This is a genomic window from Streptomyces sp. NPDC017202, from assembly GCF_044331705.1.
Classification (GTDB): Bacteria; Actinomycetota; Actinomycetes; order Streptomycetales; family Streptomycetaceae; genus Streptomyces.
In genome coordinates this window covers 560,534-583,654 of record NZ_JBIRNP010000003.1, presented here as the reverse complement: position 1 = coordinate 583,654, position 23,121 = coordinate 560,534, and the positions used below count along the sequence as shown (strand labels likewise).

Genomic DNA, 23,121 nt, shown 5'->3' with positions numbered 1-23,121 from the left:
CGGTATCGGGGCGACCCTCCGCCTTGCGATCGCACGCACCGGACGCCGCCGGGCCTGCCCTTCGGGCAGACGACGCCACTTTCGAAACACGCCCTGGTGCCCGCCCCATTTCGTGCGGTGGCCCTCAGTCCTGCTCCAGGACCACGCAGGACTCCCCGGGCAGGCGCAGCAGCCCGTCCGCGCCCGCCGTCTCCACCGGCTCCCACGCGGCCAGCACGCGCGCGGGGCGGGTGCCGAGCGGGATCTCCGCCGGTGCCTTGCCGAGGTTCACGGCCACCCGGACGTCCCCGCGGCGGAAGGCCAGCCAGCGGGCCTGCGCGTCGTAGGCGATCTTGAGGTCCGCCAGGTCGGGGTCGGTGAGGTCGGCGTGGGCGTGCCGCAGGGCGATCAGCCGGCGGTACCAGGCCAGCACGCGCGCGTGGGGCTCGCGCTCCGGTTCCGACCAGTCCAGGCAGGAGCGGTCCCGGGTCGCCGGGTCCTGCGGGTCCGGCACGTCCTCCTCCGCCCAGCCGTGCTCCGCGAACTCCCGCCGCCTGCCCCGCCGCACCGCCTCCGCCAGCTCCGGGTCGGTGTGGTCGGTGAAGAACTGCCAGGGCGTGCCCGCCGCCCACTCCTCGCCCATGAACAGCATCGGCGTGTACGGCGAGGTCAGTGTCAGCGTCGCCGCGCAGGCCAGCAGGCCGGGGGAGAGGGAGGCCGCGAGCCGGTCGCCCTGGGCGCGGTTGCCCACCTGGTCGTGGGTCTGGGAGTAGCCGAGGAGCCGGTGCGCGGGCAGCCGGTTACGGTCCAGCGGCCGGCCGTGGGACCGGCCGCGGAAGCTGGACCAGGTGCCGTCGTGGAAGAACCCGCCGGTGAGGGTCTTGGCGAGCGCGGCGAACGGATCACGCCCGAAGTCGGCGTAGTAGCCCTGGGACTCGCCGGTCAGGGCGGTGTGCAGGGCGTGGTGGAAGTCGTCGTTCCACTGCGCGTGCAGCCCCAGGCCGCCCTCCCGGCGGGGCGTGATCAGCCGCGGGTCGTTCAGGTCGGACTCGGCGATCAGGAACAGCGGCCGGCCCGTCTCCTCGGCGAGCGCGTCCACCGACTCCGACAGTTCCTCCAGGAACGGGTACGCGCGCGTGTCGGCCAGCGCGTGCACCGCGTCCAGCCGCAGCCCGTCGATCCGGTAGTCGCGCAGCCACGCCAGCGCGCTGCCCAGCAGGAACGCCCGCACCTCGTCCGAGCCGGGCGCGTCCAGATTGACGGCCGAACCCCACGGGGTGTGGTGCGTGTCGGTGAAGTACGGCCCGAACACGGGCAGGTAATTGCCCGACGGGCCCAGGTGGTTGTGCACGACGTCCAGGACCACCCCCAGGCCCAGCTCGTGCGCCCGGTCGACGAACCGCTTCAGCGCCTCGGGACCGCCGTACGGCTCGTGCACCGCCCACAGCGACACCCCCTCGTAGCCCCAGCCGTGCCGGCCGGGGAAGGGGCACAACGGCATCAACTCCACGTGGGTCACACCGAGTTCGACGAGGTGGGCGAGCCGGTCGGCCGCCGCGTCCAGGGTGCCCTCGGGGGTGTACGTGCCCACGTGCAGCTCGTACAGCACCGCACCCGGCAGCGGCCGCCCCGGCCACCGCGCCCGCCACGCGTACCGGCCGTGGTCGACGACCGCGCTCAGCCCGTCGGGCCCGTCCGGCTGACGGCGCGACCGCGGATCCGGCCGCACGGGGCCGTCGTCCACCGCGAAGCCGTACCGGGTGCCGTCCCGCGCCTCCGCCTCACCTGTCCACCACCCCGGCCGCGCGGCGTCGCGCTCCAACGCGCGCGTCACGTCCTCGCACTGGAGCGTCACACGTTCGGCCTGCGGTGCCCACACCTCGAACTGCACGGACGGTTCCCCTTCGTCTGCTCACCGTGATGTAGCCCGACCCATCGTGCTCCAAACGAGGTCGATCCGCCGCACGAACACTCCCTTCGCGGCCGGTGTCGTAGCGGTCCGCTCCGGGCACGCGCGCCGGGGCGCCGTTTTCCCGTTTTCTGGACAGTCGACGCCCACTGACCGACAATCACGAGCGTGACGTCGTCATTCGAGTTCAACACGTACCCCGCGCGCCTGTCCGACGTGGAGCGCGACAGGGCACTGAAGGTGCTCCGTGACGGTGTCGCCATGGGCCGTCTCTCCCACGACACGTTCATCCGGCGCATGGAACTGGCGCTCGCCGCCCGCCGCTCGGACGAACTGGCGGTCCTCACCGCCGACCTGCCCAGGGAGAGCCGCTTCTCGCGGGCCGTGTTCGGCACCGTCGAGGCCGTCTCCGGCTTCACCGTACGGCTGCGCAGGGCCTGGCAGGCCGAGCGGCTGCCCAAGCTGCTGCTGCCGCACCCCGGCACCGAGCGGGCGCTGCGCATCGGCCGCGACCCCGCCAGCGGCCTGCGGCTGACCCACGACAGCGTCTCGCGCGTGCACGCCGAACTCAGCCGCCAGGGCGGCATGTGGATCCTGCGCGACCTCGGCTCGACCAACGGCACGACCGTCAACGGACGGCGTGTCATCGGCGCCGCCGTGGTCCGCGAGGGCGACCAGGTCGCGTTCGGACGGATGGCGTTCCGCCTCTCGGTGAACTAGGGCCTCTCGTTCGGATCATGCCGGGCTCGCGGGGCCTGGCACCGTCCCTCGCCGCGTTGTCGTCGGTTGCCATGGCTCCGCCATGGCGCCCTCCTCCGCCTCGCGATGAACGGCACCAGGCCCCGCTCCCTGATCCGGCCTGATCCAAACGAAAGACCCCAGGCCCTGTCGTTCGGACCGTGCCGGGCCCGCGGGGTCCGGCACGATCGAGACGGAAGACCCCGGAGCCTCCCGTGCGGGTCGCGCCGGGCCGCGGGCCGGCCCGGTCCGCGGGAGAGATGCCGGGCCCGCCCGGCAAGTCGAGGCGCCCGGGGCGGTGTTGACGTACCTTCCGGGTCATGACTCACTGTGTGTGCACCCGGCACTCCCGGTGAACCGAAGGCGCTCCCGACGCGGAGGTGTGTCCTGCCGGCACTTCGGCGCTACCCGACCGTGGACGAACTCGCGGCCCGCGCGGCCGCGCTCGTCGCCCGCCGGCCCCGCGACACCCGGCTGCGCCGCGTCGGCGTCTCGCGCGCGGGCACGCCCCTGTGGCTGCTCTCCGTGGGCCACGGCAGCCGGCAGGCCCTGGTCGTCGCCGGGCCGCACGCCAACGAACCCGTGGGCGGCGGCACCGTCCTGCGGCTCGCCGAACGCGTCCTCGCCGACCCCCGGCTCACCGAGGACGCCGACGCCACCTGGAACCTGCTGCTCTGCCTCGACCCCGACGGACTGCGCCGCAACGAGGGCTGGCTGTCCGGCCCGTACACCCTCGGCCGCTACTTCCGGCACTTCTTCCGGCCCGGCTTCCTGGAACAGCCCGAGTGGCTGCCCGACGGGGCGCAGGCCGCGGCGCTGCCCGAGACCCGGGCGCTGCTCGGCCTCCAGGACGAGCTGAAACCTTTCTTCCAAGGTTCGCTGCACGGTGTCGACGTCGGCGGCGGCTTCGTCGAACTCACCCGTGACCTGCCCGGAATGCCCCAGCGCGTGGCCCACGCCGCCGCCCGTCTCGGCATCCCCCGCGAACTCGGCCCCTACGACACCCTGTACTGGCCGGAACTCGGACCCGCCGTCCACCGGATCCCGCCGCCGCGCCCGCGCGACCTGGCCGCCGCCATCACCGAGGCCGCCGTCGAGTCGACCTGGTACCACCCGCACCGGCACGGCACCGTCACCGCGGTCGTCGAGGCGCCCATGTGGGGCGTCGCCGCCGTCGAGGACGGCTCACCGCCCGCCGACCGCGACGCCGTGCTCCGCGCGGTGAGCCGGACCCTGCGCCACGAGACCCGCCTCCTGGAACGCGTTCTCGCACGCGTGCGGCCCCATCTCCCCGGCGCACCCGACACCGCCCGCCTGCTCGCCCCCGTCGACGACTACCTCCTCGTCTGCCCCGGCCTCGCCGACGCCTGGGATCCCGACACCGGCGACCCCACCCGTCCGCTCCCGCCCCTGAACACCGCCCACCTGGCCGCCCTGCGCATCGCCGGCCGCCGTATCGCCGTGCGCACCGCGGGCCTGCTGCACCAGCTCGTCGCGGGGTCCGGGCACGATCCGGCCGGCGCGCTGCCGGAGCTGGACGCGCTCATCGACGCGTGGTGCGCCGACTACCACGACGGTCTGGGGGCCCGCTGGATCCCCGTCGCCCGCCAGGTGGAGTACCAGACCAGGGTCGTCCTCGCCGCGTTCGAACTGGCCGCACGGCCGGCCTGCGCGCCCGCACGATCGGGTGAGCCGGACTGGGGAACCGGGGCCCCCGTGCCGATGCACCGGGAATGAAGCACTTCCCCGCACCCAGCCTCCTGGTCGCCCTGCCCGTCACGGCCGCCCTCCTCCTCGTCGCCGTGGCCGTCGCCCCCGCCCGGGCGTCGGCGCCCGGTCACGTCCTGCCCGGCGACGGACTCCTGCCCGGCGACGGACTCCGGCTCAGCGTCACCACGGGCGACTCCCGCTCCGGTGACACCCGCGGCACGCTCCTGCTGTGCGACCCGCCCCAGGGCCACTCCCGCGCCGCCGAGGCCTGCGCCGACCTCACGGCGGCGAACGGCGACATCGACGCCGTCGCGCCGCGCGAGGCCGTCTGTTCCCTCCTGTACGCGCCCGTGACCGCCCGCGCGAGCGGCCGGTGGCACGGCCGCCCCGTCGAGTACACGAGGACCTTCTCCAACACCTGCGTGATGCTCGCGGAGACGGGCGCGGTGTTCGCCCTGGACGACGACCGGCTCCCCGAACTCCCCGGACTCCCCGAACTTCCCGGACTCCCCGAACTTCCCGGACTTCCCGGACTGTCCGAGCTGCCCGAGGTGTGAGGCCGGCTCCGGGCACGCGCGCGTGGGCGTGTCCGGAGCCGCCCGCCCCCTGGGTGACGCCCGGCGCGGTCGGCGACGTCCTCGACACGGACGTCGTCGGCACCGTGCAGCAGGGTGGCGCGCGTCGGCGAGGCTCCTCGGATCTCGGGAGGGCTTGCGGGGGGCCGCTCGCGGCGCCGGCCTTCCGCAGGTCCGAGTCGTTCCAGGCCGTCATGGACTTTCCTCCGGGCGGTTCAGGAGCCGAGGGTGACGTTGCCGAGCCGGCTGACCATGGCCGGGTCGCGGTGGTCGAAGAACAGCGACGCCCCGGTGTCCAGGGCGGCGACGGCCGCCATCTGGTCGTCGGTGAGAGCGAAGTCGAAGACGTCGAGGTTCTCCGCCATCCGGTCGGCGCGCACCGACTTCGGAATGACGACGACCCCGCGCTGGACGAGCCAGCGCAGCACGACCTGCGCCACGGACTTGCCGTGCGCGGCGGCGATCCCGCTCAGGCGCGGGTCGGTGAAGAGGTTGTTGCGCCCCTCGGCGAACGGGCCCCACGACTCGATCTGCACCCCGCGCTCGCGCATCAGGTCCTGCTCCGCGGCGCGCTGGAAGAACGGGTGGGTCTCGACCTGGTTCACCGCCGGGGTGATCTCGTTGTGGTCGATCAGGTCCACGAGCCGGTCCGGGTAGAAGTTCGACACCCCGATCGCCCGGACGAGACCCTCGCGGTGCAGGGCCTCCATGGCCCGCCAGGAGCCGTAGACGTCGCCGTAGGGCTGGTGGATCAGGTACAGGTCGAGGTGGTCCAGGCCGAGCTTGCGCAGCGAGGTGCCGAAGGCGCGCTTCGCCCTTTCCTCACCGGCGTCGGAGACCCACAGCTTGGTCGTGACGAACAGGTCCTCGCGCGGGACGCCGCTGCTGCGGATCGCGCGGCCGACGGCCTCCTCGTTCCCGTACGCGGCGGCCGTGTCCAAGGACCGGTAGCCGGCGGCGAGGGCGTCGCCGACGGCTCGCTCGGTCTCCTCCGGTGGGATCTGGTACACGCCGAAGCCGAGGATCGGCATGTCGACGCCGTTGTTCAGGGTGACGGTCTGCATGAAAACTCCTGGGAGTCGTGAGGTCATGGGGGTTCTCGGCGTTCGAGCGTCTGCCGGGCGCCCTCCGGGTGGGCTTCTCCGGCTGCCGGGGGAGGGCAGGCCGGAGAGACCGTCGAGCACCGCGGGGGTGAGCCGGATGCCGTCGGCGGCGGTGTTCTCCCCGATCCGGGACACGCGCGTGGTTCCGGGGACGGGGCGATGCCCCCACCCTGGGCCCGCGGCAGGGCGACGGCCACCCGGGCGGGGTAGCGCCGGCCTCGGCGGTGCCGGAGCGGACGGCGTGGGCGCGGCGAACGGTGCCCGGCCCGGCCCGATCCGCCGGGGCGGGGCCCGGTGTTCCGCGCCGGGCCGGCCCCTACGGCTGCCGCGGTGCCCCCTCGCGCGCGTGCAGGGCCGCCGCGACGACCGTGCGGGACTGGTGCTCGACCTGGTGCTCCAACGGCACCCAGCGGGCCCGGAACCGCTCGGCGAACGCGTCGCTCCACCCCGCCACGAGACGCTCCAGACGGGGCGCCGCCCGGTCGTCGCGCTCCCGCAGCACCCGCCACAGCATCGCCGCCGCCCGCAGCGGCAGCCGACGGGCGAAGGCGTCCACACTCCCGACGTACGCCACCGTGGTGTCGGCCGGGGGCGTGTGCGTCCAGTCGGCGGCCAGCCCCGGCACCAGCTCCAGCACCCAGCGGGCCGCCCGCAGCAGCGGCCCGTCGACGTCCTCCAGCCGCGGCGAGGCCTCCGCCAGCACCCGCTCCACCTCCCGCGCGTCCCGCAGCAGCCGCCCCGCCAGCCTTCGGATCGCCTCCGCGGGATCCGGGTGCGGCGCCTGGTCGTCGACCAGGTCGCTCGCCCACATCGGCACCTCCACGACCGCGCTCAGGCCGCCGTGGCGGTGGGCGTGGTACCAGGCGTGTCACCCCACCCTCTCCAGCAGCGCCACCGGCAGCCGCCCGAACAGTTCCGCCACGCGCGCGTGGCCCGTGAACTCCCGGCCGGGATCCAGGGCGTCCACCCACCTGCCCGGAGGGAGCGTGAGCCGGGTGTCCCCCCAGCCGCCCGCCTCCGCCAGGCGCAGGGACAGCCGGGTGGCTGCCGTGACGACCCGGCCGGAGCGGGCGAAGGCCAGGCAGTGGTCCGCGGCCGGCCCCTCGGCGGGCAGCGGCTCGTACGTCGCCGCCGGACCGAAGGCGTCCGGATGCCGGCGGCGCAGCCGCAGCGCCGCCGCCGTCACGGCCTCCTTGACGCCGGCGCCCCCGGTGCCGATCCCCTCGGCACCGAGGCCTTCGGGGCCGGCGTCCGCCGGCGGGAAACGGACGGGGCGCCGGTTGTCGGGGTCGACCAGGGCCAGGTACTCGCCCTCCGTGCCCTGGTAGACGTCCGGCACCCCCGGCATCGTCAGCTGCACCAGCGCCGCGCCCAGCACGTTCGCCCGGACGTGCGGCGCGAGCGCCTCCCGCAGGGCGGCCACCCGCTCACCCGGCACCCCGCACGGCCCCGCCGTGACGAACGCCGCCACGGCCTCCTCGTACGGCGGCTCCTGCTCCGTCCAGCTCGTGTACATGCCCGCCTCGCGCACATGCTTGAGCAGGGCCTCCCGGACGCGCTCCGGGGCGGCCGGCCCGAGCCCGAACACGGTCTGCCAGGCCGCCCACGCCAGCTGCCCGTCCGGCACGCCCTCCCCGGCGTGCGTCACCTGCTCCAGGACCTCCGCCCAGCGTTCCGGGCACTCGGTGAGCACGGCCAGCGCCGCCCGGACGTCGGCGCTGCGCTTGGTGTCGTGCGTGGACAGGACCGTCCCGGTGAGCGGCCAGTCGCGCTGCACGCGCACGCAGTACGCGTGGAAGGCGGCGGGGGAGACGCCCTGCCGGCCGGGATCGCCGCCGACCTCGTTCGCCGAGAGCAGCGGCACGTACCGGTAGAACGCCGTGTCCTCGACCGACTTGGCCCGCAGCGCGGACGCCGTCTGCGCGAACCGGGCGCGGAACTCCACCGCCTCCGGCCCCTCCCCGCCGCCCAGCACCAGGCCGCGCACCACGTCCACGGCGCCCGCCTCCTCGGGGACGACGAAGGCGAGCCGGGCCTCCTCGGCGGCCTCCTCGGTGACGACGGCGGCCGCGTCGCCCGAGACGTACGGCCGGTAGACCTCCATGCGCACCAGCAGCTCCTCCAGCGCGGTGCGCAGCGCCCAGGGCGCCCGGTCGCGCAGCGCCGGATCCGGCGACGCCGCGCACGCGCGTGTGGCCGCCCGCGTCAGCCGGTCCAGCTCGGTCGCCAGCTCGTGCCCGAGCACTGCGTACGCCGCCCGCCGCACCGTCGCCGCCCAGTCCCCGCCCCGGTCCGCCCGCGGGGCCGCGAACCGCCGGTACAGCCCCAGCAGCTCCCCGGCGCCCGCGGGGTCCGTGAACAGCCCGTCGACGTGGCGCAGGGCGTCGTAGCCGGTGGTGCCCGCGACCGGCCAGGCGTCCGGCAGCCGTTCGCCGTCGGCGAGGATCTTCTCCACGACCGTCCAGCGGCCCCCGCTCGCCCCGTGCAGCCGCGCCAGGTAGGCGTCGGGGTCGGCGAGCCCGTCCGGGTGGTCGACGCGCAGCCCGTCCACCACGCCCTCGTGCAGCAGCTGGAGGATCTTGCCGTGCGTGGCGTCGAACACCTCCGGGTCCTCCACCCGCACCCCGATCAGCTCCGAGATGCTGAAGAACCGCCGGTAGTTCAGTTCCGTACGGGCCAGCCGCCACCACGCCGGCCGGTACCACTGGGCGTCCAGCAGCTCGGGCAGCGGCAGGTCCGCGGTCCCCTCGCGCAGCGGGAACGCGTGGTCGTAGTAGCGCAGGACGTCCCCGTCGACGCGCAGCTCGTCGAGGACCTCGCCCACCGGGGCGCCGAGGACGGGCAGCAGCACCCGGCCGCCCTGCGCCTCCCAGTCGATGTCGAACCAGCGCGCGTACGGCGACCGCGGGCCCTCCCGCAGCACCTCCCACAGGGCGCGGTTGTGCCGCGGGGCCATGGCCATGTGGTTGGGCACGATGTCCACGACCAGTCCGAGCCCGTGCTCGCGCGCCGTGCGCGACAGGGCCCGCAGCCCCTCCTCGCCGCCCAGCTCCGCCCGCACGCGCGTGTGGTCGACCACGTCGTAGCCGTGCGGGGAGCCGGGCACCGCCTCCAGCACGGGCGACAGGTGCAGATGCGACACGCCGAGCGAGGCCAGGTACGGCACGGCCGCCGCCGCGGCCCCGAACGGGAACCCGGGCTGGAGCTGGAGCCGGTAGGTGGCCGTGGGCACGACGGGGACAGGGCGCTCAGAGGTCATGCAGACCTACGTACCCGCCCTGCCCCCTTTCGTGTCATCCCGGCCGCCGGGCGTCATCCCGGCCACCGGCCGGCGCCCACCGCCGGCCGCCGGCCTACGCGGGCCGCTGGAGGACGATCATGCTCCGGTCGACCAGGGTCAGCCGGTCACCGGCCGCGACCCGCACGGGCGTCTCCCCCCGCACGGACTCCGGGTTCGCCGTGTCCACGACCACCTGCCACTGTCGGCCGTGGTCGACCGGCACCACGAACTCCAGGGTCTTCGGGGAGGCGTTGAACATCAGCAGGAAGGAGTCGTCGGTGATCCGTTCCCCGCGCGAGCCCGGCTCGGAGATCGCGTTGCCGTTGAGGAACACCGTCAGTGTCGAGGCCTGCGCCGAGTTCCAGTCCCGCTGGGCCATCTCCTTGCCCTCCGGGGTGAACCACGCGATGTCCGACAGGTCGTCGTGCGTCCCCTCCACGGGCCGTCCGTGGAAGAAGCGGCGGCGGCGGAACACGGGGTGCTCCTTGCGCAGCCGCACGATCGCCCGCGTGAAGTCGAGCATCCGGTCGCCCTCCCCCTCGGGGTCGGGCCACTCCACCCACGACAGCTCGCTGTCCTGGCAGTAGGCGTTGTTGTTGCCGCGCTGGGTGCGCGCCACCTCGTCGCCGTGGCTGATCATGGGCACGCCCTGCGACAGCATCAGCGTCGCCATGAAGTTCCGCATCTGCCGGGACCGCAGCTCCCGCACGTCCGGGTCGTCGGTGTCGCCCTCGACGCCGCAGTTCCAGGACCGGTTGTGGCTCTCGCCGTCCCGGTTGTCCTCGCCGTTGGCGTCATTGTGCTTCTCGTTGTACGACACCAGGTCGCTCAGCGTGAACCCGTCGTGGCAGGTCACGAAGTTGATCGAGGCCAGCGGCCGGCGCCCGTCGTCCTGGTACAGGTCGGAGGAGCCGGTCAGCCGGGAGGCGAACTCGGCGAGCGCGCGCTGCTCGCCCCGCCACACGTCCCGCACGGTGTCGCGGTACTTGCCGTTCCACTCGGTCCACAGCGGCGGGAAGTTCCCCACCTGGTAGCCGCCCTCGCCCACGTCCCACGGTTCGGCGATCAGCTTCACCTGGGAGACGACCGGGTCCTGCTGCACCAGGTCGAAGAACGACGACAGCCGGTCCACCTCGTGGAACTGGCGGGCCAGGGTCGCCGCGAGGTCGAAGCGGAACCCGTCGACGTGCATCTCGGTGACCCAGTACCGCAACGAGTCCATGATCATCTGGAGTACGTGGGGGGACCGCATGAGCAGCGAGTTCCCGGTCCCGGTGGTGTCCATGTAGTACCGCGGGTCGTCCGCCAGCCGGTAGTACTGCGCGTTGTCGATGCCCCGGAAGGACAGCGTCGGGCCCAGGTGGTTGCCCTCGGCGGTGTGGTTGTAGACCACGTCGAGGATCACCTCGATGCCCGCCTCGTGCAGCGCCCGCACCGCCGACTTGAACTCCAGGACCTGCTGCCCGCGGTCGCCCCAGGAGGCGTAGGCGTTGTGCGGGGCGAAGAAGCCGATCGTGTTGTAGCCCCAGTAGTTGTTGAGGCCCATGTCGACCAGGCGGTGATCGTTGACGAACTGGTGCACGGGCATCAGCTCCAGCGCCGTGACGCCCAGCTCGGTGAGGTGTTCGATGATCGCCGGGTGCGCCAGGGCGGCGTAGGTGCCGCGCAGCTCCTCCGGCAGCCCCGGATGGAGCATCGTGAGGCCCTTGACGTGCGCCTCGTAGATCACCGTGTGGTGGTACTCGGTGCGGGGGCGCCGGTCGTCGCCCCAGTCGAAGTAGGGGTTGACCACCACGGACGTCATCGTGTGGGGCGCCGAGTCGAGGTCGTTGCGCTTGTCGGGCGCTCCGAAGTGGTAGCCGTACACCTCCTCGCCCCACTGCACCGCACCGCTGATCGCCTTCGCGTACGGGTCGAGCAGCAGCTTCGCCGAGTTGCAGCGCGCCCCGCGCTCGGGCGCGTACGGCCCGTGCACCCGGAAGCCGTAGCGCTGCCCCGGCATGATGCCCGGCACGTATGCGTGCCGGACGAAGGCGTCGCTCTCGCGAAGTTCCACCGCCGTCTCCGAGCCGTCGTCGTGCAGCAGACACAGCTCTACTCGGTCCGCGGCCTCCGTGAAGACCGCGAAGTTCGTACCGGCGCCGTCGTACGTGGCGCCGAGGGGATATGCCTCTCCAGGCCAGACCTGCATGGACACGACTCTTCCAGGTGTGCTGCTCCGCCGGGACCGCCTTCGCACCGAGTCTCCAGGAAAGTGAGGGAACCACCTGTGACTTACGTCCCTCTTACCGGGCGACCAGTGCATACGCCCCATTCGGCGTACGCCGAACCAGTGGGGCCTACAACGTACTCCCGGGGCACAGGGGGGAGTAGGGGGAAGATGTGCGCACGACAGTGCGCCGCCACCTGGGCAAGGTGGTGGCAGGCGCGGCCGTCGCGGTGGCCGCGACAGCCGCGATGATCGCGATCACCCTGCCGGGCACGGCGGGGGCGGAAGGAACCGGAGGGGGATCGGCCGGCCGGGTGACGGCCGGCGGGCAGGACGCCGCACAGGACGGTGCGGGACAGGACGGTGCGGGACAGCAGGGCGGCGCGGCGGCGGTGGCGCCCGGGGTCGTCGAGCGGGCGCCCGCCGAGGGCGAGCGCGGCACCGGCCGCGACCCGCTGACCGACGACGAGATCGCCCGTGTCGAGCGCATCGCGCTCAACCGGCAGCTGCTCGACGCGAGCCGGGACGTCGACGGCGACCGCGGCCCGCAGCACCTCGGCGTGGACCTCGCCGAACCCGGCGCGGACGAGATCGACGACCCCTCGGCACCCCGCCGCGCCGAGGTGACGTTCTACGACTACGAGGACGACACGCTCGTCACCCGGACCGTCAACCTGGACACCGGCAAGGTCGAGGCCACCGACAGCGGACGGGGCGTCCAGCCGCCGCTCAGCCGCGCCGAGAACACCGAGGCGGCCGCGCTGCTGATCGCCGACCCGCTCGGTGCGGGCCTGCGCGCCGACTACCAGGACGCCACCGGCAAGAAGCTCACCTCACCGGAGCAGCTGCAGCTCTCCAGCATGGTGTACCGCGCGGTGCCGGGCGCCCAGCCCGCCGCCTTCGACCAGTGCGGGATCCACCGCTGCGCCCGGCTGCTGCTGAAGGTGAAGAACGGCCCGTGGATCGACACCCGGTCCCTGGTGATCGACCTCAGTACCCGCAAGGTGGCCGCGCTCACCCGCTGAGCGCCCCCTTCCGTCCACTTTTCCGACCCGCACCTCCCGCGCGGCCGCGCTGCCTGCCCCGGGAGGGTGACGCACAGGGAGTCATGTCCGCATGCGCCTGAACCACCCGAACGGCGGCCACCGGCCGCCCGCGATCAGCCGTGCCCGCAGGGGCGCGGCCCTCGGCCTGTCCGTGGCCGCGCTGGCCGCCGGAGTGTCCGCGACCGGCACCGCCCCGGCCGCCGCCCGGCCGAAGGCCGCCCCCGCGGCCGCCGCCGACTGCAGCGCCGCCTACCGCATCCAGCAGAAACTCTCGGGCGGCACGACCTGGAGCATGTGCTGGCGCTTCGAGTCCAAGTCCGGGCTCGTCCTGGAGAAGGTCTCCTACCAGCCGCGCGGCGAGGCCCGCCCGATCAGAGTCCTCAACAGCGCCAAACTCGCCCAGATCCACGTGCCGTACGACGACGGCTCCAACGAGTACAACGACATCACCGACTACAACTTCGGCTCGGGCCTGGTCAACATGAGTCCCGCCGAGTGCCCCGGCGGCACCATCAAGACGGTGAAGGTCCCCGACGCCTACAACTCCGAGAACCCCAACGTGAAGGGCCTGTGCACCACCACGCGGGCCCGCGGCCACGCCTACCGGATGCAGACCGACTCCGGGAAGGTGTACCAGGCGCAGGGCAAGGACCTGCTCGTCTACACCGTCAACAAGGTGAGCTGGTACGAGTACATCACCGAGTGGCGCTTCTCCGACGACGGCACCGTCTCCATGAACGTCGGCGCCACCGGCAGCCTCTCGCCCTTCGACTACGACGCGGGCGACGGCCGCGGCTGGCCGATAGGCAAGGGCGCCAGGGCCTACGCCACCAGCCACAACCACAACGTGTTCTGGCGGCTCGACTTCGGCATCGACGGGTCGAAGAACAAGGTCGAGCAGTACGACTCGGTGGTCAAGCCGCCCGCCAGCGGCGCCCAGGCCCCCACCAACAAGACCACCCGCACCCCCGTCACCAAGGAACTCGCGGGCGACGCCAAGAACATGCGCTGGTGGCGCGTGGTCAGCACCACCGGCAAGAACAAGGACGGCCACCCGCGGTCGTACGAGATCGTCCCCGGCGTCAGCAGCAAGTACCCGGGCCGCGCCTTCACCCGGCACGACATCTACTTCACGCAGTACGACAAGTGTGAGCGGTACGCCAACAACAACGTCCGGCTGTGCGCTTCCGGGCATCCCACGACCGTCGACAAGTGGGTGAACGGACAGGCCCTCACCCACCCCGTGGCCTGGGTGAACGTGGGCTTCCACCATGTCGCGCGGGACGAGGACCAGCAGCCCATGCCGGTGCACTGGCAGGGATTCTCCATCGCCCCCAGGGACGTCACCGCTATGAGCCCGCTCACTCCGTCCGCCCTCGTCGGCGAGAACGGACGTCCGCGCACCGGAAGTTGAGAAACGACCCTGTCCATCCGGCTGCACCGCCGACCGCTCCCGGAGTACCCTTCCTTGATCGTTGGGACGGGGATGCTCGGGGGAGCGGAAGGCGGTGCGCGGGTGGGCTCGGGAGGGCTGGAGCTGCCCCCTGGTGACGACAGTCGCGAGGGGGGCTCCACAGACGTCCCGCCCGGTACGGTGTCCCTGGCCCGGCCGATGGAGGGCGCCATCGGGCCGGAGCTGGACTGGGACGCCGAGGCCTGGCGCGAGGTGCGCACCCGCGCCCAGCGGGCCGGCCGGGCCTACATCTGGCTGAACCTCGTCGAACAGCGGCTGCGCGCCGTGGTGGCCGCCGTGCTGCGGCCCATCTACGAACCCGTCCACGGCGACGAATGGGTGGTCGCCGCGGCCGGACCCGCCGGCCAGGAGTGGGTGCAGCGCGCCGTCGCCGTCCGCGAAGTCAGCCGCCGCAAGGGCTACTTGCTCGATCCGGCCGACGACAACGTGATCTCCTTCCTCACCCTGCCGCAGCTGCGGGAACTGATGGTGCAGCACTGGCCCTGCTTCGAGCCGTACATCGACGACCGCCGGGACGTCGAACTCGCCCTGGACGAGCTGGAGGTGACCCGCAACGTCGTCTCCCGCAACCGGGCGCTGTCCGAAGCCGTCCTGAACCAGGCCGAACGCGCCTCCGCGCGCCTGCTGGAGATGCTCGGCACCGGCGGCGACGTCCCCTCCGCGCGCCGGCTGCCCGTGGACGCCGTCGAGGACCTCGTCGGCGACCGGTACGCGGACGTGGTCGCCGTCCACTCCGACCGGGTGCGGCTGCTGCGCCAGTTCCCCGCCGAGGACATCTTCGACGGGGCCCGCCGGCTCGACGCGATCGGCATCGGCCTCAACCTGCTCGTGCAGAACTTCTCCGGCCGGCGGCTCGTCCGGCTGGCGGAGGCGGGCGCCCGGGTGCGGCTGCTGTTCCTCAACCCGGCCTCCAGCGCGGTGAAGCGCCGCGAGCGCGAACTCGGCATGAAGCGGGGCGAACTGAGCCGGTCCGTGGAGATGAACATCCTCCACATGCGCCGGGTCCGCTCCCGGCTGCGCGACCCCGGCGCCTTCCAGATCCAGGTCTACGACGAGACGCCCCGCTTCACCGCCTACCTGGTCGACGGCGACGGCACCGACGGGATCGCGGTCGTGCAGTCCTATCTGCGGCGCATGCGCGGCATGGAGGCGCCGGTGCTGGTGCTGCGCAACGGCAACCGGGTGGTCAAGTCGGGCGAGGTCGACGAAGGCGGACTTTTCTCCTCCTACCGCGAGGAGTTCGAGCTGGCCTGGGCGGACTCGCGGCCGGTGTCCTGACCGTTCGCGGGGGTCCGCAACCGGCGCCCTGGTCGTTCGCTGGCGGTCCGGGCCGGTTGTCCCGATCGTCCATGGGTGGTCTGCGGCAGTTGTCCGGAACGTCCCGGGGGTGAGCGGAACGCGTTCCTCTGGTTGTCAGTGGTGCATGCGAAGGTGGAGACCACTGGGGGAAAGCACCACCGAGAAGGGGGGCCACCATGGCCTGGCACCGCGAACTGCTCATCGGCTTCGACCTGGAGACGACGGGGACCGACCCGCGTGAGGCGCGCATCGTCACGGGCGCCGTGATCGAGGTCAGGGACGGGCAGGTCCTCGGGGGCCGGGAATGGCTGGCCGACCCGGGCGTGGAGATCCCGGCGGAGGCGGTGGCGGTCCACGGCATCAGCAACGAACGGGCGACCTCCGAGGGCCGTCCGGCCGACGAGGTCGCGGACGCCATCGCCGGCGTCCTCACCTCCTACTGGCGCACCGGCGTCCCCGTCGTCGCCTACAACGCGGCCTTCGACCTGACCCTGCTCTCCGCCGAACTGCGCAGACACGGCCTGCCCTCCCTGCGCGACCGCCTTGGCGGCCTCGACCCCGCCCCGGTCGTCGACCCGTACACCATCGACCGCTGGGCCGACCGCTACCGCCGCGGCAAGCGCAACCTCGAAGCGGTCTGCGCCGAGTACGGCGTCACCCTCGACGCGGCGCACGACGCCCGCGCCGACGCCCTCGCCGCCGCCCGCCTGGCCCGCGCGATAGCCGAGCGCCACCCCAAGGTCGCCTCCCTCGGCCCGGCGGAGCTGCACCGCCGCCAGATCGAGTGGTACGCGGCCTGGGCGGCGGACTTCCAGGACTTCCTGCGCCGCAAGGGCGACGCGGACGCCGTCGTCGACGGCGTCTGGCCGGTGCGGGAGCCGGCGGACAGCCACACCCTCTGAACCCGGCCCACGGCCGCCGGGCGGTGCGGGGCAGACGCCGGAGCCGGCCCCTCAGGGCTCACCAGGGGCGTCCGGGCGCGGCTCAGAAGGGGTACCAGCGCACCGACTCGTCCCCGTCGCGCAGCGACGCCACCCGGCGCCCGAACTCGGCCAGCGCCTTGGGGTCGGCCGGCGCGTGCTGGGCCACCCAGGCGCAGCTCGCCGTCTCCCGGGCGCCCCGCAGCACCGCGCAGCCCTCCCACTCCCGCACGTCCCAGCCGTAGGCGACGGTGAAGGAGTCGTAGGCCTCGGCGGGCAGGCCGTAGCGGTCGCGGGAGAGAGCGAGGACGACCAGGTCGTGCTCGCGCAGGTCGGCGGAGAAGGTCTCCAGGTCGACCAGGACCGGCCCTTCGGGGCCGACGTGCACATTGCGGGGGAGCGCGTCGCCGTGGATCGGGCCGGGCGGCAGATGGGGCGTGAGCGCGGCGGCGGCCGCCGCGAAGCCGTCCCGCCGCTCGCGCAGGTACGCCGCGTCCGCCGGGTCGACCGCGTCGCCGGCCAGCCGCAGCCAGCGCTCCACACCGGCCAGCAGATCGCGCGGCGGCAGGGTGAAGGAGGGGGAGGGCAGCGCGTGCACGAGACGCAGGAGTCCGGCCAGGTCCCGGGGCTCGGCGGGCCGCACCGGGTCCGGCAGCCGGTGCCACACCGTCACCGGGTGCCCCTCGACCAGCAGGGGCTTCGCCTCGGCCGCCCGCACCGCCGGGACGCCCGCGTCCGCCAGCCAGGCCGCGACCTCCAGCTCGCGCCGGGCCCGCTCCAGCAGCTCGGCGTCCCGGCCGACCTTCACCACCAGGTCACCGGCGGCGAACACCGCGTTCTCGCCCAGGGCGAGCAGTCGCGCCCCGCCGGCCGGCAGCCCCGCCGCGGCCAGTACGTCCCTCGCGCGTGCCTCGTCCATCGTCCGCCTCCCTGTCGTGACCGTCTGCTCCTGCCGGGACGACGTCGGGAACCGGCCGTCCGGCGCCCAGTCTCGCATTCGCACAGGTCGGACCGTGTGCGCGGTGCCTTGACGGCGCACCCCCGCTTCACGAGCGGGACGGGGCCGCCCCCATGGTCCGCCAGGCCCCGGGCGACCGGGTGCCGCCCGCGGGCGCGAGGACGCTCGCCCACCGGGCGCTGCACGCCACCGAGCACGACCGGACCACCGGCATCGTCCTCGCCCGCCCACCTGCGCCCCGCCGCGCGCAGTCGGTGCGCTGCTGCCCGGAGGGGAAGGACGAGGCGGCCACCCCGGCCTTCCGGGAGTGCTCCAGCGGTGCGAACGGCCCGGACGGGCCGCGCGACCGGCTGGAGGGCGGAGCCCGGGGGCACCGCACGTTATTGCGTTGTACGAGACGTATCGTCTCGCCTATCGTCGATCACATGACCGCACCCGCGCACATCGCCATGTTCTCCATCGCCGCCCACGGCCATGTGAACCCCAGCCTGGAGGTGATCCGCGAACTCGTCGCCCGCGGGCACCGGGTCACCTACGCCGTCCCGCCCGCCCTCGCCGACAAGGTCGCCGCGACCGGCGCCGAGGTGAAGCCGTGGCACTCCACCCTGCCCTCGCCCGACGCCGACCCGTCGGCCTGGGGCTCCACCCTCCTCGACCACGTGGAACCCTTCCTCGCCGACGCCGTGCAGGCGCTGCCCCAGCTGATCGAGGCCTACGAGGGCGACGAGCCCGACCTCGTCCTGCACGACATCGCCTCCTACCCGGCCCGCGTCCTCGCCCACCGCTGGGGCGTGCCCGCGATCTCCCTCTCACCGGCCCTCGTCGCCTGGGAGGGCTACGAGCAGGAGGTCGCCGAACCGATGTGGGCCGAGCCGAAGAGGACCGCGCGCGGCCGGGCCTACTACGCCCGCTTCCACGCCTGGCTGGAGGAGAACGGCATCACCGCCCACCCCGACGACTTCGTCGGCCGGCCCGCCCGCTCCCTGGTGCTCATCCCGAAGGCGCTCCAGCCGAACGCCGACCGGGTCGACGAGAGCGTGTACACCTTCGTCGGCGCCTGCCAGGGCGACCGCACCGCGGAGGGCGACTGGCCCCGGCCGGCCGGCGCCGAGAAGGTCGTGCTCGTCTCCCTGGGCTCCGCCTTCACCAAGCGGCCGGACTTCTACCGCGCCTGCGTCCAGGCCTTCGCCGGCCTGCCCGGCTGGCACCTCGTGCTCCAGATCGGCAGGCACGTCGACCCCGCCGAGCTGGGCGACGTGCCCGCGAACGTGGAAGTGCGTTCCTGGGTTCCGCAGCTGGCCGTGCTGCGGCAGGCCGACCTGTTCGTCACCCACGCCGGCGCCGGGGGCAGCCAGGAGGGGATGGCGACGGCGACGCCGATGATCGCCGTACCGCAGGCCGCTGACCAGTTCGGCAACGCGGACGTGCTCCAAGAGCTCGGGGTCGCCCGCCACGTCCCCGCCGAGGAGGCCACCGCCGGGACACTGCGCGCCGCCGCCCTGGCCCTGGTCGACGACGCGGAGGTGGCCCGGCGCCTGAAGGCGATCCGGGCCGACATGGCCGGGGAGGGCGGCACCCGCCGGGCGGCCGACCTCATCGAGGCCGAACTGCCCGCCCGGTAGCCGTCCCCGGCCCCCACCCGCGTCCCGGTGGACACGGGTGGGGGCCCGTCGACTCCCCGGTGATCGACGGGCCCCGGCCGGGGCGACTTCGGGCTCCCCGGCTCCACGCCTCTGGCTCCCTGGCTCCACGCCTCTGGCTCCCTGGCTCCACGCCTCTGGCTCCCTGGCTCCAGGGCTCCGGCTCCCCGGCTCCGGCTCCGGCTCCCCGGCTCCGGCTCCGGCTGCCCGGCTTCAGGGCTCCGGTGATCCGGGGTTCCGGAGGCGTGCGGTTCGGGTCAGCGGGTCACACCCGCACCGGCTCGCCCTCGTCGTCCCTCGCCGTCGGCTCGAAGGCCTCGGCCGACTCGTCGTGCGTCAGGTCGGGCAGCCGGTGCAGCCACGTCGGCAGGTACCAGTTGCGCTCGCCGAGCAGCGCCATCACCGCCGGGAGCAGCACGCCCCGGATGACCGTCGCGTCGATCAGGACCGCGGCGGCCAGGCCGACGCCCATCTGCTTCATGGACTGCATGGACAGCGTGCCGAAGATCGCGAAGACGGCGACCATGATGACGGCGGCACTGGTCACGACCCCGGCCGTGGTGACGACACCGTGGGTGATGGCGTCCCGCGTGGTACGGCCGCGCAGCCGCGCCTCGCGGATCCGGGAGACCACGAACACGTGGTAGTCCATCGACAGGCCGAACAGGATCACGAAGAGGAACAGCGGCAGCCAGGTGACGATGGCGCCGACGCCCTCCGCGCCCACCAGGGACGCGCCCCAGCCGTGCTGGAAGACCCCCACGAGGATGCCGTAGGCGGCGCCCACGGACAGCAGGTTGAGCACGATCGAGGTGATCGCGATCGTCAGCGAGCGGAACGAGAGCAGCATCAGCGCGAAGGCGAAGACGACGACGAACGCGAAGACCGGGACGACGGCTCCGGCCAGCTGGTCGTTGAAGTCCTTGGAACCGGCCACCTGCCCGGTGATGGGCGCCTCGACGCCGTCCACCTTCCCGAGCGTCGCGGGCCGTACGTCGTCACGCAGCTTGTCCAGGCTCGCGCCCGCCTTGTCCAGGTCGGAACCGCCGACCAGCGGGACGTACACGAAGGCGATGTTCTGCGCGTCGTGCAGCTTGATCTCGACGGGGCCGCGGGAGGCGCCCGAACTGATCGCCCGCTCGCGGAAGTCGGCGAGCGCCGACTTCACCTCGGGGGCGTTGATGTCCTTCGCCCGGACGACCACCTCGGCCGGGTCGGAGCCGCCGGGGAAGGCCTCGTTGACCCGGTTGTAGGTCTGCACGATCGGCAGCGAGTCGCCGAACTCCTGGTCCAGGGTGAGGTTCTGGGTCTTCATGCCGAGCGCGGGGGCCGCGATGGCCAGCAGCGCGCCGGCCGCGACGAGCACGGAGACCAGGGGCCGGGCCAGGACGCCCTTGAGGACGGCCGACCAGAACCGGCTCTCGCCCCCGCCCCCGCCCTTGCGGGCACGGCGCCGCAGGAAGGGGATGCGGCCCTTCTCGACCCGCTCGCCCAGCAGCGACAGGAGCGCGGGCAGCACGGTCACGGAGCCGACCATGGCCACGGCCACCACCATCAGCGAGGCCAGGCCCATCGCCTCGAACTCGGCGAGCCCGGTGAACAGCATGCCCGCCATCGCCACGCACACGGTGACACCGGAGACGATGATCGCCCGGCCGCTGGTCGCGGCGGCGATCCGCAGCGCGGTCTGCCCGTCCCGGCCCGCCTCGCGCTCCTCGCGCTCGCGGCGCAGGTAGAACAGGCAGTAGTCGACGCCGACGGCCAGGCCGACCAGCAGCATAACGGAGTTGGCGGTATCGCTCATCGGCATGACGTGGCTGACGACGCCCATGAGGCCCATCGTCGCCATGATCGCGGTGACCGCGAGCAGCACCGGGAGCAGGGCGGCCACCAGGGCGCCGAACGCGATGAGCAGAATGCCGAGGGCCACCGGCACCGCGGAGTACTCGGCCTTCTGGAAGTCGTCGCCGAACGCGTCGTCGAACGTCTTCATCATGCTGGCGCCGCCGATCTCCTCGATCCGCAGCGCCTCGTGGTCCTTCTGCACGCCCTCGACGGCCTTCAGGACCGGCTCGATCCGCTCGCCGGCGGTGTCGGAGTCGCCGCGCACGTCGAACTGCACCAGCGCGCTGCGGCCGTCCTTCGAGATCGTCCGCGAGTCGTACGGCGAGGTGACCTCGGTGACCTTGCCGGTGCCCTCGACGGCCGTGACGACCGCCTCGACGGCCTCGCGAAACGCGGCGTCGGTGGCCTTCAGCTTCGTGTCCTTGGCCTGGACGAGGACCGTCTCGCTCGCGGGCTCCTCGATCCCGGCGTCCTCGATGATCTTGGCGGCGGTGTGCGTCTCCCCCTTGAGCTGGTCGCTGTCCTTGACGTCGACCCGGCCGGCCGCCGAACCCAGGGCCATCGCCAGGAACACGAACAGCACCCAGATCCCGACGGCCGTCCAGCGGTGCCGGGCACTCCAGCCGCCGGCCCGCGCGGCGATGCCCCGCACCCGTGAATCTCCGTTCCCCATGACGGGCTTTCTCCCTCGAGGTGCGGTGGCAGCCCCCTGCCGCCACCTCTCCCTTCGAAGGTAGGGGGCGTATAAAGCCATCTCGTCGTGCTGTTCGACGAGGTGCGGGCCGCCCGGCTCCTCCCCTCGGACCCCGCCGTCTCACCGCTGGGGAGGACAGCGGCCCCCTACATCTATCGCCGGCTCTCGGGGCCGATGATCAGGGTCACGCCCCGCTGTCCGGTCCGCCGGGCCGGACCACCGCGGCAGGGCGCCCGGGTGGGCCACTGAAGACGCTCCCGATTGGGCCACGGCAAAGGCCCACCGGGGGACTACCGTCGCCGGCATGACCCACACGCCCGCCCCCGCCCGCCCCCGTGTCGACCTCTGGTTCGACCCCGCCTGCCCGTTCGCCTGGATCACCTCCCGCTGGCTGCTGGAGGTCGAACGGCGGCGCCCGCTCGACCTCCGGTTCCGGGTCATGAGCCTGTATCTGCACAACGAGGGCAACGAACTGCCGGACTGGTACCGCGCGCTGGTCGACAGCTCGATCGGCCCGGTCCGGGTCGCCGTCGCGGCGGCCCGGCAGCACGGCGACGCGATCCTGCGGGACCTCTACACCGCGCTCGGCACCCGCATCCACGTGCAGGGGGTCAAGGACTTCGACGCCGTGATCGCCGACGCCCTCGCCGAACTGGGCCTGCCCGCCGGTCTGTCCGGGGCCGCCCACGACCCCTCGTACGACGACGCCGTCCGCCGCACCCACGCGGCGGGGGCCGAGCCGGACTCCGGCGCCTACGTCGGCACACCGACGATCCACGTGGACGGGGCGGTGTGGTTCGGGCCCGTGCTGCGCGCCGTCCCGCGCGGGGAGCGGGCCGCGGAACTCTTCGACGCCTTCCGCGTGCTGGCGGCCGACCCCGACTTCTTCGAGCTGAAGCGGACCAGGGTGGGCGGCCTGTCCTACGCGTGACCGTCCCGGCCGTCCCGGCCGTCCCGGCCGTCCCGGCCGCCCGGCCCGTTCCCGCCCGCGGGCAGGGCCCTCAGGCCCCGACCGCCGCCGGCATCGGGACGCGGGCCGCGTCGTACCGCTCCAGCAGGACGCGGGCCACCTCGGGGGACGGGCCCAGCACCTCGGCGAGGACGTCCGCCCGCGCCGCGCCCCGGGCGATGCGGTCGGGGAGGAAGCCGGGGGCCAGGACGTACGGGGCGACCGCCACCGTGGAGCAGCCCAGCTCGCGCAGTTCGCGCACCGCGTCCTCGGTGCGCGGCAGTGATGCGGAGGCGAACGCGGGTCGCACGGCGCACCAACCGGTGTGCCACCACTCCCGCGCGATGTCTGCGATCACCGCGATCGCCTCCGGGTCCGTGGACCCCGCCGAGGCCAGCACGACCCCGGTCGAGGACTTGTCGGCGGGCGTCAGCCCCGCCTCGTACAGCCGCCGTTCCAGAGCGGAGAGCAGCAGCGGGGAGGGGCCGAGCACCTCCGCCTGGTGGATCCGCAGCCGGCGCGGAGCGTCCCGCAGGACGGCCGGGATGTCCGCCTTGGCGTGGAACGCGCGCGTCAGCAGCAGCGGGAGCGCCACCACGTCACGCACGCCCTCCGCCGCCAGCGACTCCAGCACGCCTTGCACGGACGGGACGTTGAAGTCCAGGAAACCGGTCTCCACCCGCAGCCCGGGCCGCAGCGACCGCACCCGCCGCACGAGGGCGTGGACGGTCGCCGCGTGCCGCGGATCGCGGCTGCCGTGGGCGATGACGAGGAGGACCGGTTCTCGGCACAC

Annotated in this window: 15 protein-coding genes and 2 pseudogenes; 9 read left to right on the top strand and 8 right to left on the bottom strand. The window is 73.6% G+C overall.

The features are described 5' to 3' along the window. Positions 1-124: 124 nt before the first annotated feature. The gene (treZ, locus tag ACH4N1_RS10055; RefSeq protein ID WP_398095948.1) at positions 125-1,870 is read right to left on the bottom strand and encodes a malto-oligosyltrehalose trehalohydrolase; all 1,746 of its coding nucleotides are present in this window, start codon (positions 1,868-1,870) and stop codon (positions 125-127) included. Between the two features lie 186 nt (positions 1,871-2,056). Here treZ and ACH4N1_RS10050 point away from each other — a divergent pair, with 186 nt between their 5' ends. From ACH4N1_RS10050 to ACH4N1_RS10040, 3 genes are all read left to right on the top strand, one after another. Continuing rightward, the gene (locus ACH4N1_RS10050; RefSeq protein ID WP_398095946.1) at positions 2,057-2,608 is read left to right on the top strand and encodes an FHA domain-containing protein; all 552 of its coding nucleotides are present in this window, start codon (positions 2,057-2,059) and stop codon (positions 2,606-2,608) included. A gap of 432 nt (positions 2,609-3,040) precedes the next feature. Beyond that, a complete protein-coding gene (locus ACH4N1_RS10045; RefSeq protein ID WP_398095944.1) occupies positions 3,041-4,363 on the top strand; it encodes a M14 family zinc carboxypeptidase in 1,323 nt (440 codons plus the stop codon). Continuing rightward, the gene (locus tag ACH4N1_RS10040; RefSeq protein ID WP_398095942.1) at positions 4,360-4,893 is read left to right on the top strand and encodes an SSI family serine proteinase inhibitor; all 534 of its coding nucleotides are present in this window, start codon (positions 4,360-4,362) and stop codon (positions 4,891-4,893) included. The genes ACH4N1_RS10045 and ACH4N1_RS10040 overlap by 4 nt, the downstream gene beginning before the upstream one ends. Before the next feature lie 233 nt (positions 4,894-5,126). On the opposite strand, the gene ACH4N1_RS10035 is transcribed toward ACH4N1_RS10040, so the two are convergent. The 4 genes and pseudogenes from ACH4N1_RS10035 to glgX all read right to left on the bottom strand — a co-directional run bounded on the left by ACH4N1_RS10035 (position 5,127) and on the right by glgX (position 11,485). Then, positions 5,127-5,975, bottom strand: a complete 849-nt coding sequence (locus ACH4N1_RS10035; RefSeq protein ID WP_398095940.1) for an aldo/keto reductase — start codon at positions 5,973-5,975, stop codon at positions 5,127-5,129. A 355-nt stretch (positions 5,976-6,330) separates the two neighbouring features. Continuing rightward, a pseudogene (locus ACH4N1_RS10030) lies at positions 6,331-6,979 on the bottom strand (3-hydroxyacyl-CoA dehydrogenase); the annotation flags it as partial. Further along, positions 6,883-9,273 carry a malto-oligosyltrehalose synthase gene (gene treY / locus ACH4N1_RS10025; RefSeq protein WP_398095939.1) on the bottom strand — a complete coding sequence of 797 codons (2,391 nt, stop codon included), beginning with the start codon at positions 9,271-9,273 and terminating at the stop codon, positions 6,883-6,885. The pseudogene ACH4N1_RS10030 and the gene treY, both read right to left, overlap by 97 nt. A gap of 94 nt (positions 9,274-9,367) precedes the next feature. Then, entirely contained in the window at positions 9,368-11,485 is a 2,118-nt protein-coding gene (gene glgX / locus ACH4N1_RS10020) for a glycogen debranching protein GlgX (RefSeq protein ID WP_398095937.1), read from the bottom strand. A gap of 191 nt (positions 11,486-11,676) precedes the next feature. On the opposite strand from glgX, the gene ACH4N1_RS10015 reads away from it, so the two are divergent. From ACH4N1_RS10015 to ACH4N1_RS10000, 4 genes are all read left to right on the top strand, one after another. After that, the gene (locus tag ACH4N1_RS10015) at positions 11,677-12,528 is read left to right on the top strand and encodes a Tat pathway signal sequence domain protein (protein ID WP_398095936.1); all 852 of its coding nucleotides are present in this window, start codon (positions 11,677-11,679) and stop codon (positions 12,526-12,528) included. A 91-nt stretch (positions 12,529-12,619) separates the two neighbouring features. Next, the gene (locus tag ACH4N1_RS10010; protein ID WP_398095934.1) at positions 12,620-13,963 is read left to right on the top strand and encodes a copper amine oxidase; all 1,344 of its coding nucleotides are present in this window, start codon (positions 12,620-12,622) and stop codon (positions 13,961-13,963) included. Between the two features lie 72 nt (positions 13,964-14,035). Beyond that, positions 14,036-15,301 carry an SAV2148 family HEPN domain-containing protein gene (locus ACH4N1_RS10005; RefSeq protein ID WP_398095994.1) on the top strand — a complete coding sequence of 422 codons (1,266 nt, stop codon included), beginning with the start codon at positions 14,036-14,038 and terminating at the stop codon, positions 15,299-15,301. Positions 15,302-15,498: 197 nt separating this feature from the next. Continuing rightward, on the top strand, positions 15,499-16,224 hold the full coding sequence (locus ACH4N1_RS10000; RefSeq protein WP_398095932.1) for a 3'-5' exonuclease: 726 nt from the start codon (positions 15,499-15,501) through the stop codon (positions 16,222-16,224). A gap of 82 nt (positions 16,225-16,306) precedes the next feature. Here the strand turns inward: ACH4N1_RS10000 and ACH4N1_RS09995 are convergent, their stop codons facing one another. Next, on the bottom strand, positions 16,307-17,161 hold the full coding sequence (locus tag ACH4N1_RS09995; protein WP_398095930.1) for a phosphotransferase enzyme family protein: 855 nt from the start codon (positions 17,159-17,161) through the stop codon (positions 16,307-16,309). Between the two features lie 421 nt (positions 17,162-17,582). Between ACH4N1_RS09995 and mgt the strand changes: the two are divergent. After that, positions 17,583-18,822 (top strand): annotated as a pseudogene (mgt, locus tag ACH4N1_RS09990) (macrolide-inactivating glycosyltransferase). A 283-nt stretch (positions 18,823-19,105) separates the two neighbouring features. Here the strand turns inward: mgt and ACH4N1_RS09985 are convergent. Next, positions 19,106-21,358: an MMPL family transporter gene (locus ACH4N1_RS09985; protein ID WP_398095929.1), complete on the bottom strand. Its 2,253-nt coding sequence runs from the start codon at positions 21,356-21,358 to the stop codon at positions 19,106-19,108. 325 nt (positions 21,359-21,683) lie between these two features. Between ACH4N1_RS09985 and ACH4N1_RS09980 the strand changes: the two genes are divergently transcribed. After that, positions 21,684-22,310: a DsbA family protein gene (locus ACH4N1_RS09980; protein WP_398095927.1), complete on the top strand. Its 627-nt coding sequence runs from the start codon at positions 21,684-21,686 to the stop codon at positions 22,308-22,310. Between the two features lie 70 nt (positions 22,311-22,380). On the opposite strand, the gene ACH4N1_RS09975 is transcribed toward ACH4N1_RS09980, so the two are convergent. Then, the gene (locus ACH4N1_RS09975) at positions 22,381-23,121 is read right to left on the bottom strand and encodes a sirohydrochlorin chelatase (protein WP_398095925.1); all 741 of its coding nucleotides are present in this window, start codon (positions 23,119-23,121) and stop codon (positions 22,381-22,383) included.